The organism is Paenibacillus sp. NPDC056722 (assembly GCF_042790635.1).
Taxonomy (GTDB): domain Bacteria; phylum Bacillota; class Bacilli; order Paenibacillales; family Paenibacillaceae; genus Paenibacillus_AQ; species Paenibacillus_AQ agri.
Map to the genome: position 1 here is coordinate 312,423 of NZ_JBHTYV010000004.1, position 13,084 is coordinate 325,506.

Annotated in this window: 11 protein-coding genes; 4 read left to right on the top strand and 7 right to left on the bottom strand. The window is 46.9% G+C overall.

Going from position 1 to position 13,084, the window contains the following annotated elements:
* Positions 1 to 105: 105 nt before the first annotated feature.
* The 4 genes from bcbE to ACFRAM_RS12900 form a co-directional block, all read right to left on the bottom strand.
* The gene (gene bcbE, locus ACFRAM_RS12885; RefSeq protein ID WP_379466192.1) at positions 106 to 1,386 is read right to left on the bottom strand and encodes a bacillibactin exporter BcbE; all 1,281 of its coding nucleotides are present in this window, start codon (positions 1,384 to 1,386) and stop codon (positions 106 to 108) included.
* Positions 1,387 to 1,559: 173 nt separating this feature from the next.
* The gene (gene helD / locus ACFRAM_RS12890; RefSeq protein ID WP_379466193.1) at positions 1,560 to 3,908 is read right to left on the bottom strand and encodes an RNA polymerase recycling motor HelD; all 2,349 of its coding nucleotides are present in this window, start codon (positions 3,906 to 3,908) and stop codon (positions 1,560 to 1,562) included.
* Between the two features lie 1,293 nt (positions 3,909 to 5,201).
* On the bottom strand, positions 5,202 to 6,074 hold the full coding sequence (locus tag ACFRAM_RS12895) for a stalk domain-containing protein (protein WP_379466194.1): 873 nt from the start codon (positions 6,072 to 6,074) through the stop codon (positions 5,202 to 5,204).
* A gap of 277 nt (positions 6,075 to 6,351) precedes the next feature.
* Positions 6,352 to 7,380, bottom strand: a complete 1,029-nt coding sequence (locus ACFRAM_RS12900) for an FUSC family protein (RefSeq protein ID WP_175374588.1) — start codon at positions 7,378 to 7,380, stop codon at positions 6,352 to 6,354.
* Between the two features lie 171 nt (positions 7,381 to 7,551).
* On the opposite strand from ACFRAM_RS12900, the gene ACFRAM_RS12905 reads away from it, so the two are divergent.
* Positions 7,552 to 8,043 carry a hypothetical protein gene (locus tag ACFRAM_RS12905; RefSeq protein WP_379466195.1) on the top strand — a complete coding sequence of 164 codons (492 nt, stop codon included), beginning with the start codon at positions 7,552 to 7,554 and terminating at the stop codon, positions 8,041 to 8,043.
* Positions 8,044 to 8,100: 57 nt separating this feature from the next.
* Here ACFRAM_RS12905 and ACFRAM_RS12910 read toward each other — a convergent pair whose 3' ends face one another.
* The gene (locus tag ACFRAM_RS12910) at positions 8,101 to 8,784 is read right to left on the bottom strand and encodes a phosphatase PAP2 family protein (protein WP_379466196.1); all 684 of its coding nucleotides are present in this window, start codon (positions 8,782 to 8,784) and stop codon (positions 8,101 to 8,103) included.
* Between the two features lie 77 nt (positions 8,785 to 8,861).
* Here ACFRAM_RS12910 and hfq point away from each other — a divergent pair, with 77 nt between their 5' ends.
* A complete protein-coding gene (hfq, locus tag ACFRAM_RS12915; RefSeq protein ID WP_217492827.1) occupies positions 8,862 to 9,083 on the top strand; it encodes an RNA chaperone Hfq in 222 nt (73 codons plus the stop codon).
* A gap of 118 nt (positions 9,084 to 9,201) precedes the next feature.
* Here hfq and ACFRAM_RS12920 read toward each other — a convergent pair whose 3' ends face one another.
* Entirely contained in the window at positions 9,202 to 10,323 is a 1,122-nt protein-coding gene (locus tag ACFRAM_RS12920; protein ID WP_379466197.1) for a lactonase family protein, read from the bottom strand.
* Positions 10,324 to 10,542: 219 nt separating this feature from the next.
* Between ACFRAM_RS12920 and ACFRAM_RS12925 the strand changes: the two genes are divergently transcribed.
* Together ACFRAM_RS12925 and ACFRAM_RS12930 are read left to right on the top strand one after the other, a co-directional pair.
* Positions 10,543 to 10,881: a LytTR family transcriptional regulator DNA-binding domain-containing protein gene (locus tag ACFRAM_RS12925; protein WP_066370585.1), complete on the top strand. Its 339-nt coding sequence runs from the start codon at positions 10,543 to 10,545 to the stop codon at positions 10,879 to 10,881.
* 196 nt (positions 10,882 to 11,077) lie between these two features.
* A complete protein-coding gene (locus ACFRAM_RS12930) occupies positions 11,078 to 12,244 on the top strand; it encodes a peptidyl-prolyl cis-trans isomerase (RefSeq protein WP_379466198.1) in 1,167 nt (388 codons plus the stop codon).
* A 108-nt stretch (positions 12,245 to 12,352) separates the two neighbouring features.
* Here the strand turns inward: ACFRAM_RS12930 and ACFRAM_RS12935 are convergent, their stop codons facing one another.
* Entirely contained in the window at positions 12,353 to 12,952 is a 600-nt protein-coding gene (locus ACFRAM_RS12935) for a nitroreductase family protein (RefSeq protein WP_379466199.1), read from the bottom strand.
* Between the last annotated feature and the right edge of the window lie 132 nt (positions 12,953 to 13,084).

The window sequence follows — 13,084 nt, forward strand, 5'->3', positions numbered from 1 at the left end:
ACAAGGGCTTTTTAGTATCGTTAGTTAATTACTTGGCATTCATCCATAAAGACAGAGCCTAAAATAAATGCAAAAGAGTGTGCTAGCCCGGCTCTTTTCGGTAGTTCAGCGGACCCGGGCCCGCTGAGTCCGGATCGAGAACGATTTCGCTGTCTTTTTGACTCCATCCTCTCCACCTTCTTCTTTGCTTGGCGTTACAGCAAACAAACTCAACAAACCACCCACAGCTCCCAATACAGTCATAGTTCCGAATAGCACCCAATGACCCCGGGTCATTAGCAGCGAGACGACAGGAGGCCCTAGCGCCACCCCGATGAACCTCATACTACTATATAGCGAAGTAATCGTTCCACGGTTCTCCTTTTCAAAAGCCTCAGTGATCAGCGCATCCATACAGGGCAGGACCACCCCAATACCGATACCGCTCACCGTCAGGAACGCTACCATCATATAAATCCCTTTGTTGAAGCCAGTAACCACCATCGCCCCCGTCAGCAATACCATTCCGCCAAAGCCCAGCCATTTCATTAGGGCCTTGTTCTGACCGATGATCTTCCCGCAGCCGTAGGATGCGAGACATAGCAGTGCCAACGGGATCGCCAGCACCAGCCCTTTCATTGCCCCATGCAGCTTATGTTTAGTTTCCAGGATCTCGGATAGATAAAAAAGTACTCCAAAGGTCACAAACATGCAAATGCCACCGATCGCAAATATCGCATAGAGCCAGCGCCCTCTTTTATGCAGAATGTCCTTAATATCGGATAAAAACTTGCGCAGTGTCGGTTTCTCCTCTGCAGCCTGATCTTCCTTTTTCGGCGGCTTGACCAGAAACAGTACCAGCACAAATGAAAGAATGCAGAGAAACGGAATCGCGATAAATGGAGCGTACCAGAGCAGCGTCCCCAGGTATGCGCCTAAAATCGGGCTAAGCACCTTGCCGAAGGTATTGGAGGTCTCAATCAGCCCTAGACTTTTGCTGACCTCCTTCTCATCTTTGAACAGATCCCCCACGAACGGTAGCACGATTGGAAAAGCGCCGGCAGCACCGATTCCCTGAAGCAGTCGCCCGGCAAGAATCACCCAATATGCGCTGTACCCTTTCATGAACCAGGCGGCGATTACACAAACAACCCCGCCTATAGCGGCTAACATAAGGCTGGGAAGTATCACAATCTTCCGTCCATAACGGTCGGAGAAAAAACCGGCAACTGGAATCATTAAAATGGCAATCAGACCGTAAACCGTGATGATCATGCTGACCTGAAAAGAATTGATTCCCAGGGCATGCTCAATCTGCGGTAAAGTTGGTAGTAGCATGGAGTTGCCTAGCGTCATTATCAGCGGAATGGAAGCCAGTGCAACCAGATCCCATTTTTTATCCTTCATGGACTGACCACCTTTATCTTAGTTGACATTACCCCTTATTGTGGTTTGTTCCCCTCTCTTTATACACCATGATGTAAATAAATAGCCGTTTGTAGACTGTGAAAAAAAGTAAAACCGTACTTCGCGGGGCGAAGACGGTTTTTAAGGATTTTTTAAAATTGAATTACTTTACATTATACACTGCCAACTGTGAGTGACTCAGTCTTAGATGTCGGCATAAACCGGCTGGGACGTCCCAGACAATAAATATGCAGCAAATGCATCGCCCGGGTACAAGCCGTATAGAACAGCTTGCGTTCGCTCTCCCGGTTATACTGCTGATCCGAGCCATCATAAATAATAACGGCATCGAATTCCACACCCTTCGCCAAGTAAGCCGGCAGCACCAACGTGCCCTTTTGGAAGTTTGGCGTATCCTTCGTCACCAGCCTGGCTGGTAATTTGTTCTCAAGTGCGGCATGAACACGTGCGCTCTCTTCGGCTGTTTTGCAGATCACCGCCACATAATGATAGCCCTGGGCATGCAGCTGCAAAATATCCCTCTCCACTGCGTCCAGCAGCTCCCCACCAGTTGATACGACTTGTATCTGCGGTTCCTCGCCGCGCCGGTTGAACGGTGTGATCCGCTCTCCGCCGGGAATCATCGATCTCGTGAACTCGACAATCTCATACGTTGAGCGATAGCTTCGCGTTAGCGAGATAACTTCCGTATTCTCTTCCCCATAAATGCTCACAAGATTACCCAGCTCACCAAGTACCTCACCTTGGGCATAAATTGCCTGGTTTAGGTCGCCAAGCACCGTCATTTTCGCCCGCGGGAACAGCCTCCGCAGGAATTCCAGCTGGAACGGTGAATAATCCTGAACTTCATCGACAATGACATGCCGAATCAGGGTATTGGTCCGGAATCCCTGGCTAAGTTCCTTCAGATAAAGGAATGGCGTGGCATCCTCGTAATAAAGATGATTCTCTGCGAGAGCAGACACGGTTTGTTGACTAATCTCATCCCATTCAGCTGGAAGAGGACTGTCGTTCAAGCTTGCCATCAGCTTGCGATCGCTAAACAGCTTGCTGTATAGCGCTTTAACATCCACAAAGCGCCCGCGCTTGATCCAGCCGCGAAGCGGCTTGAGACGCTGACTCACCACATAGCGGGCCAGCACCTCTTTTTCCGTGTCAAAATCATCAAAGCTGCTCTCAGTCCCCCGCTTCTTACGCCGCATCATCTGGTAAGCCCGGTGATAATCGCTGGAATCCAGCAGCTCAATCTGGCTCTCTACCCATTCTGAGCCCCGCTCCTCGTGGCTGTAGGCCGCCAGCTTCTTGAGCAGCCATCCAGTCATCAGCTCCACGCGGTTTGCCAGCCGGATCGCCGAATCGTAACTATAGAATTGAGCCGCCATCTCTTCCTTGGTAACCACGATACGGCCCATGAATACGACCGGCTTGAACTGAATACCTTCCTTCTCCAGCATGGTGGCATAACGGCGAATAGCATCCAGGAAGGCTACCGAGGACTTATACTGAATACCGTCTCTGCGGACACGGGCTTCGGGACCGTCCGGCGCGTTCAGCAGGCTTTCCGTCTGGCTAAAGACATCTTCAAGTTGAAACTCTTGGGATAACCGATGCTCCAAATACATCTGGAACGTGGTTTGCTGCATATTCTCCTCGCCCAATTCAGGTAGAACGGTGGACACATAGCTGTTAAACAGCGGGTTGGGCGAGAACAGCAGCATTTGGTCTGCCTGCAGCACCGCTCTGTATTTGTAGAGCAAGTACGCCACCCGCTGAAGCGCTGCCGAAGTCTTACCGCTACCGGCCGCTCCCTGAACGACCAGCATACGGCTTTTATCATTGCGGATAATGGCATTCTGCTCCTTCTGGATTGTCGCGACAATGCTCTTCATTTTGTCATCCGCACTGTGGCTGAGCACTTGTTGCAGCAGTTCATCCCCGATGGTCACCCCGGTGTCGAACATGACTTCGATTGTCCCGCTATCAATCACAAACTGGCGTTTCAGCTCCATATTTCCGGAAATGATCCCTCCAGGGGTATCATAGGTAGCCGGTCCGGGCGCTCCGTCATAGTAAAGACTTGAGATCGGCGCACGCCAGTCATAAATCAGGAAATGGCCGTCATCCTCCATAAGTGATCCAATCCCTAGATAAATCTGCTCCGTTTCACCATTTGGACCCTCTGAGAAATCTATACGGCCAAAATAGGGGGAGACGACCAACTTTTTATATTTTTTAAGAGCTTTGCTGGACTGCAGATGATGGCGTTCCCGTTCGTTAAGAATCTGTGCTTGCTGGCGCAAACTGGTTGAGGTCTCCCCCAAATCGTCGGGGCTACTGAAGTTGACAGTTACCTCTTCCCAAAATTCTTTACGCATATCCACCACATCGGTCCGGTGCAGCCCCAGCTCCTCAGATAACTGCCGGATATGCCCCGACAAGATCTGGGTTACCTGAGTTACCCGCTCCTGCTCTTCTTTCCATTCCTCTTGCTGATTTTCCACTACATTTCATCCCCTTTTGAAGGTTGACATTTCAAACTGTTCATGATAAAATTCATATTGAATAATTGTGTTTTCTCACAAATTCTTCTTATCTGGCGTTTTTATATTGTATCAATTTCATTTCTTTTTTTCAAGTTGAATAGTAACTTTATTCTCTTACATGCAGCAATAACAAATACATTATAATTAATCCGGTCCCCTTGGGACTGGATTTTTTTGTTGAGTGCGCTCAAGTGGGAAGATAGCAAAAAGGGGTTTTCCTCGAAAGTAAACGGTCCCCTTCATGAAGAAAGAAATTATCATAAACCCTGCTAAGACCAGGAGAGCTTTATCATACTAGGCTTCATTTCAAACGCATGCGTGAAGCTCAGAAATTATAAATAAAGTGCAGTATTGCAGTAACTATAAACAAAATGGGACCTTGCACACTGCGCTCAGGTCACCCTGTATAGTGAACAAGTCAGGGCCCGGTTCAGGTCTTCACGCCCTAATTTGGGAAGCTGGGCTCTGTTTTTGCTGGGAAATGTCAGACTGTTGAGAACGTAGTTTTTTGAGAACATCCATCATTAGATTTATGGATCTAGCACGAGCTCAGTACTCGCTTCTTATTCCGTCTGGTAACGGACCCCAGAGACGTTATTTCCTAACCACTGTCCATTCTAGAAAATAACGGACTCCAATGACGTTATGAATAGAAATCCCGTTTAAAATCCATGGTTTGGGAGGAAATAGCGTCCCCTGAGTCCGTTAGATGTCCCACATGCTGATTCATATGCAAATAACGACGATAGGGTCCGTTAGCCCCCATACATGAGTTTCAACCTTCTGACGCAATCGTTTTGGCAAGCACTGATGATGAAGAGGTGTCCCAATAGCTATGAAATAGCTGCTTGGGACACCCCTTGGTTTTCAGGAAGATATATGTTTTAGCTTGGGTGGACGCTCCGCGAACGAACAGTTTAAGTGGGAGAATATCTTCAAACTTTAAAAAACAAAAAAATTCTCTCTTTTGGTAAAATGGAAGTGCGACGTGGTTTCCAGCGATTTCTGCTTCACGGCATAGAGAAAGTGACACCCCGGTCGGATGGCTTTCACTTGCCCATAACGTGTTGAAGCAAGCCACAGAGGAGCAAAAAAGCAGAGCAGCGATTCTTCAATAGCGGAAGAATCGCTGCTCTGCTTACTTTTTTGTCGTTAGAATGAAAGAAGCTGTGCCCGATCGTTAGAAAAACTACGTTTGGGACAGTCTCTTTCGTGTTGCTTCAAGAATACATGCAGAATTGAAATTCAGTTTTAGCTTATGTAAGCCTCAACCAAAACTAAATTGGAGCTACCTTTTTGCAATGGAGCAAAGTTAAAGTAGATATGGACACCTGATCCCAAAGCATTCCAGCCATCAGGGTAATACGAATAGTCGAAGGCCTGCCCGTATTCGTCCTTGTCGCTAACCCAACTTTTCTCGATGTCAGATGCCTTAACATTCAGCAATACGTTAGCATATTCATTAATGACATCTGGCTTATTGGCGGACACTGTGGAGTTAACCAATTTCTTGAATTTATCTTTATAATAAGTGCGGCCGGTTGAAGTATTATCTTTCTCGGAGGTATATTTGTCCAAATATTCATTATACTTGTCCATTTTCCCGGTTTTTAGCGCATCTCCATAAGCCTTTACTAAAAGAACAGCCTGTTCTTTCATGGCAGCCGTCATTTGCTCTGTGGTTCCACTATACTTGATGACGCCGGCCGATGTTGCAGCCCCTGATGAAGAGGAACTTGAAGCCGCTGGTGCTGGTGTTGATGTCGACCCTGAAGGCGCTGATGACGAGCCCAACGCATCATTATAAGGGATTCCATCATTGCCCCCGTCACCGCTCGTCAGCGTAATGGTTTGGGTTGCATTGTTCCAGCCCAGTTCTACGCCAAGTGCTTCTGCCGTTGATCTTAGTGGCAGATAAGTCGTACCGTTATAGACGAGTGCAGAGAGCTTCTGGCCATTATTATCTTTGGGAGTCCAGGAAGAACCGTTTAGAACAAACTTGATGTTTGAGTTTAGCGCAGCCTGAATTTTCTGGATACCATTCGAAGCCCCTACTCCGATTGCACCAAAGACCAATCCACTCACTACTAACGAACTTACAAATACTGATTTTTTGATTTGCATTGAATGTTTCCCCCCATATCAATTCAGACAAATCCTGAGACAGCTTTTATAAATATTCCTGCCATTCACTAAAGATAAATTATTTAAAAGTATTACCTTTAATCAATTGAAATGTCATATTTTTCATGATAACAATGCTTTATTGAACTTTCAAAACAATATTTACCATTAATGAAATTAATACTTTTCCCGTCTCTTAATGTAATAAAAAACCAGTCCGCTCCTTCTCAGAGTCAGACTGGTCCTTATTAAATCATATCCATGTTTCCCTTAAAAGCTATTCCTTCTCCTCCGACATTCGGTGGATCTGATCCGCCACTTTATCGAGACGCTCCAGCTGATATCCGTAATCGTAAATGGCTCCGGCCACGACAGAAAGACGCAGTTGCCCAAATTTCTCACCATTGTACCCCTCAATCGCAGCCTCCAGGAACTTGTCGTTCTCTTCGGAAAGCGTCCTGCACTCGGCTGCTCCGGGCTTCAGCTTGTCTTCAAATTTAAGCAAAATATGCTCATGATATTTGATCAGCAGTTCCAGGTGACGGTCAAACAACTGATCCGTCTCCTCTGTACGCTCTGCCTGAAAATAATGGCGATCCACTGCCTCCAGTACCGCATACCCCTTCAGCAGGGAAGCCAGCAGGTTCTTGTACACGACCATTTGCCTGGTCTGGCTATACTTGGCCCGTCTGAGCTGCTTCTGCTCCTCTTCGAACAGGCTGTATTTGTCCGACAGCGATTTGATCGAGCCTTCCAGCGCCTGTTTCTCATCACGGAACACGCTTTCCTTCATCTCATGCGACACGCAAGTCCTTAGTAACAGGGACAGACTCGCGAAGACACTCTCAATTTGCTGGATATACTGCTTACGAGGCTTAGGCGGAAATACAGTTATATTAATTAAGAAGGCCGAGACAATCCCCGTCAGCGTAAGCAGAAAACGGGTCAGGGCAAATTCCCATTGCCCCGATGCTTCCATGACGGAAATTACAGTAACCAGCGTCAGGCCAATGGTGTCGGCCCGTTTCATTTTCATGCTTATCATAATCACCAGAATACATACCAGTCCTACGGCAATCGGTTCATTGGACAGCAGCATGCCGCCCAGTAAGGCCAGTACCGCCCCCATCGTACTCGTCTGAATCTGGTCCAGGAAATAGCGCCAAGATCGGTAAATGGAAGGCTGCATGGCGAAAATAGCAGCAATCGCCGCGCCGACTGGAGATGAAAATTGCAGCAACACAGACAGGTACAAGGCCAGGGTAACTGCCATCCCTGTTTTAAGAATGCGGGCTCCAAAAGCCAAATCCATCCCTCCTTTATTAGTCTTCATTCTCATTATAGTACAAACATTATTACCCCTGAGGCAAGGTGACGAAATTTAGACTCTTTTAAGCCTCTATTCAGGATCGTTTCAGCTTTTCGGGGATACTAGTTCAAGAGCCTGACCATTTAAAAATCTACAAGAGGTGATTCCATGAACAACTCTGTCTCAAAAATAGCGGCTTACGCCGCTGTGCTACTGTTCACCGCTGCCTCGGCACTAACGCTCCCAAACAGCGTCCAAGCTGAGAGTGCGACACCGTCCCATGCCCCTCAAATTCAACGTGAGCCTCATCACCACCAGGGCAGGGAAGGGAAATTCCGTACTGGCAGCGGCCACTTCATTATTAACGAAACTGCCAAGCTGCTGGAGATGGATCGGTCCGATCTTGTCCAGAGCCTGAAGGGCGGCAAAACACTGTATGCTCTCGCCCAGGAAAAAAAGGGCTGGAACAAAGATCAATATGTGCAGAAGCTATGTGAAGCAGCCGGCAAGCGGCTGGATAAAGCTGTTACGGAAGGCCGGATCACGGATGCCGAAGCTCAGAAGCTGAAAGCCGGCTTGCCCGCTATCCTCAAACAACGAATCGGCCAAGTCGGACAATTCCAGGATCGTTCGGTTAATCCTCACCGTAACAACATCTAGGAATATCTACAGGCGGGTACCCTGTTCTCATTCTCAGGGTCACCCGCCTGTCGTCTGTCATGCTGCGGTTGTATGCTTTCTTCTGGAACGATAAGATTCAAACCACCCGATGGACAACATCAGCCAAGCCCCGCTTGCTGCATATCCGCCGATAACATCACTAGGATAATGTACCCCGAGATAAATGCGGCTCCAGCCAATGCCTCCCGTCATTAATACGGCAAGAATAACCAGTATAGCCCGTTCTCGGCGTCTCGGCAAGTGCCTCCAGAGCAGATAAGCAATTACTCCATATAAAGAGAAAGCCGCCATAGAGTGTCCGCTTGGAAAGCTGTAACCTACTTCCTGAATAATTCGGTGGATGTTGGGCCGCTCTCTGTGAAACCATTGCTTCATTAACGAGTTGAGCAGTTGTGAGCCTAGGCCAACCCATATGAACAAAAGCAGCTCCATCCGGTGCTTGAGCAGGAAGTAGAGCAGAATTATAGTCAGCACAGATATGCCAATTGCTAGTCTGGAGGAACCCACCAGAGATAGCATTTTCGCTAAGGCTGTTAATGTTGGTGATTCCATAGATTGCACGGTATGAATGATAGGATTGTCAAAAGAAGATACATTTCCAAGTGTCACCCATGCGGCGATCAGTCCGAAAACTAACGCAAACCATATAAAAAGACGATACCCTCTGGGCCATTGTCGGTAATTCAGTGTGAATCCCCCTGTCTGTACATGAAGCAGCAAACCACATTTTCATGGAGGTCTTCCCGTGGTATACTTGCTAGAGAAATTGAATCTAAAGAAGATGGAGTGCTGCCAAAGTGGAAAGTCTAAAACTGCAGGAACGTTTGTTGAACCAGGTGATCTCAACAAAAGTGCCGGTAACGATTTTTACAACTAACGGGGTCAAAATGCAGGGTCTTGTTACCGCATATGACGCTTACACCATTTCCTTGCAAGGCCAGGGTGATGGCAGGCAGAATATCCTCTTCAAATCGGCGATTTCCACCATTGTTCCGCTCAAGCCTGTCTCTCTTAAATAAGGTCTCCATTAAAAGTAATCTCCATCCAATGTTTCACCCTATTTAATTCAAAGGGAACACCGTTATTATCCGGTGTTCCCTTTGTTTTTCCCTGGGATGTAAAGGGTTCAATCCAGCACTACAGCGCAGCAGTCACAGATGGAAGAAAAGCGGGCTTCACACAAACCGGCTTGGACAGCTCCGCTGTGTTCCCTGTGAAGGTCAGCTTGCCACTGCCGCTATCCACGGAGAAAACGACAAGATTGTTTCCGTCCCGGTTAGCGGCAATCAGATAAGCGCCGTCAGGAGTTAACGTGAAATGGCGAGGATGGCCGCCGTGTGTAGAAACATGCTCTACCAGTGTCAGACCTGCTGTTGCAGCATCAACCGCAAATACCACAAGGCTGTCGTGTCCACGGTTGGAACCGTACAAATAACGGCCATCCGGCGTCAAGGCGATTTCGGCGCAAGTATTCTCTTCCGTGAAATCTGCAGGCAGCGTAGGAACTGTAACAACCGCCGTCAGTGTGCCTGTCTCACTGTCATATGTAAACGAGGTGATGGTAGAATCCACTTCGTTGATCACATAAGCGGATTTACCGTCTGGATGGAAGGCCAGGTGACGTGGACCCGATCCAGGATGCAGCACAGTATCGCTTTGCGCTTCCAGAGTCTTCTTCTCACGATTGATGACATAAGTGCGGATAAGATCAAGTCCGAGATCACATACGAACAGGAAACGACCGTCAGGGCTGAAAATAGCCGAATGCGGATGTGGGCGATCCTGACGCTCCGGATGAGCTCCATGCCCGCTATGTACAGCTGTGTCCGTTAAGGCAACTGGCACTCCTTGTTCATCCAGCGAGATCAATCCAACAGTCCCTCCATGATAACTGCATACCACCAAGAATTCGTTCTGCGGCTCACGGTTAATATGGCAGGTTGTCGCTTGCTTCCCACCTTCTGCAGGCATAGTAGGGATAACACCCAGACGCTTCAACCCACCAGTCTGCGGATCTATCGCAAAAGTCACGATCTCCCCTTCTTTACTGCCTTTTCCGTCTGGCTGCTCACCGATAGCATATAGTCGTGACCTAACCGGGTCTACATTGACAAACGTTGGGTTGGTAATACCTTGAGCCCTATCCAGTAGCTTAAGCGTCCCTCCAGCCTCGCCGTCAAACTCAAACACCTGAACGCCGCTCTCCTCTGCGCTGGCATAGGCACCTGTATACAATAAAAGTCTGTTATGTTCACTCATTTCATGTTCCTCCTCCATAGTAGTTCTCTTTAGGGCTTTTTGTCCGTGGATGGCCAAGCAGCTATCCTTATTAATTTACAGTTTTTCAGCGTCCATGACAAATACAACGTTAAAAATGTCGTAAATTATTTTAAAAATAAGGCTTTCCACGGGTAAATTGTTATGATATAATGAAAGCGCTAACATCTAATTTTTAATCCTTATAAAGGGGGAACATGAATGAGTAGCATCCTGCTGGAAGCCAGAAACGTATATGAGGACTTCGAGGTGGAGACGGACATTCTGTTCTTTAAGGTCGGAGACCATGATTTGGTCATCTTTCACGGCAGAAACTATAACATTAAAAAAAGAATGACTGCCGAGCAATTAAAACGCTTGTTATCCAATCCGAATTATTATCAGGTCTATGGAGGCTGTTACGTCAATCTTAACAAGATTAGCTCCATCACAGATGATTGCATCTACTTCGGAGAAATGGGAGCATACGCCAAAAATGTCCGTGTACCTAGACGCAAACAGGAAAGCATCCGCCATTTGCTTAACAAACGTCACGCCTAGGGAGACATTGATCTGTCTTTTCCCAAAAAGCCGGAAGCTCATGATTACATGAGTCTTCCGGCTTTTTTCCATATCTTAATGAAAACTTAAAAAGAAATTGTGCATTTTTATACTTTCTTAAGGTTTGGGAACACGATTTCTGGTAAAGTTGTAGAAAGACAGGCAACACCTATATTGAAGGGAGTCATTAATTCTAATGGACAAAAAAGATTTGAATGAAAATGAACACCTGGACAACAACGGTAAGACGGAAGAACCGGATTCTCCCGAAGCTGTAAACGAGACAGTTATCGAGGGCAGCACCCCTTCTGAGACCGTACAAGAGGACAAGCTTGCTGAACCGGTCGGACTGGAAAATGAAGAAAGCGTTCCCGTCATGAACAAAGTCGGCGAAAACGTTCCGCCAGCTCCTGCAGCTCCTAAAAACGGAAAAGGCTGGATGATCGCCTCTATCGTATTGGCTGCCGCGCTCATTATTGTTCTGATCAAGCCCCCCTTCCAAAAGGGAGACGACAGTACAGCTGTAGCAACGGTTAACGGTGAGAATATTACAAAATCCCAGCTTTACGACAAGATGGTGGAAGCCGGTGGCCCATCTACTCTGCAATCTTTGATCACCACTACACTGGTATCACAGGAAGCTAAAAAAGCCAACATCACTGTAACCGATGCTGATATTGCTGAAGAGCTTACAGATCTGAAGGCCCAATTCGGAGGCGAAGAGGCATTTAACAGCGCTTTGGCCCAAAGTGGAATGACCCTGGATGACCTCAAGAAGCAAATGCCACTCCAGGTAGAGCTGCGTAAAATCCTTGAGCCACAAGTGAAGATTACTGATGATGAAATTAAGAAATATTTTGATGACAATAAAGCGCACTTCGATACCGAAGAAGAAGTACGCGCCTCCCATATTCTGGTGAAAACTAAAGAAGAAGCGGATGCCGTCCTGAAAGAATTGAAAGATGGTAAAGATTTCGCAACGGTTGCCAAAGAAAAGTCCACGGACACAGGTTCCAAGGATAACGGTGGAGACCTGAACTTCTTCAAACGCGGCGATATGGTGCCTGAGTTCGCCGATGCAGCATTTAAGCTGAAGGTTGGGGAAACAAGTGGTGCAGTGAAATCCCAATACGGATATCACATCATCAAGGTAACCGACCGCAAGGAAGCCAAGCATTATACCCTGGACGAGAAGAAGGATGAGATTCGCAAAATTCTCGTTTCTCAGAAGATCTCTGAACTGTCCTCAACTTGGCTGCAAGAACAAACTGAGAAAGCTAAAATTACCAACACTTTGACCGATGCCAAGAAAGCAGCTACTCCATCTGAAGCACCGGCAGCAACAGAAGCTCCGAAAAAATAAGTATCAATAGCTGTGCGGGTATTACTTGTTTACAACATGCCTGCAATTATAAGAAGCCTCCAGTCCCTTATGTTAGGGAATGGAGGCTTTCTTGTTACTGAATCATTCTTATTTAACGAATTTCACGCGTTCTTCAATCGGTTGGAATTCTTTCGGTCCAGGCGCAGCTACTGTCTTGCCGAACGGCAATTGAGCGATCAGCTTCCACTCTTGCGGAATGCCCCATTCTTTCTTCACTTCATCATCGATCAGCGGGTTGTAGTGCTGCAAGGATGCACCCAAACCTTCTTCAGCAAATGCAGTCCATACTACGAATTGCAGAATACCGGAAGATTGGTTAGACCAGAGCGGGAAGTTGTCAGCATAGGTTGCAAATTTTTCTTGAAGTTGTTTAATAACATTTTGGTCTTCAAAGAACAAGACGGAACCATAACCGGCTTTGAAAGCACCTAGTCTTTGTGCAGTCGCTTCGAACTGATCCGCTGGAACGATTTTACGAAGGGCGTCTTCCGCAATATTCCAAAGTTTATCATGATTTTCACCGAGCAGAACTACAGCTCTGGCACTTTGGGAGTTGAAAGAAGATGGGCTATGTAATACAGCCTCTTCAACAATTTCCTTGATTCTATCGTCGGAAATCGTGGACTCTTTGCTGATGGCATATACGGAACGTCTACCTTTAACGGCTTCAAAAAAATTCTTGGACATAAAATAACTACCTCCATTAATTTTAGTTGCTTACTTTTTTACATCTTAGCACTTTTTTTCGAGATTTGCAACACTAATACTCTACTTTTATTGTCGGATATGAATGTTTTTCATTGCTTATTTTCGCTGTCC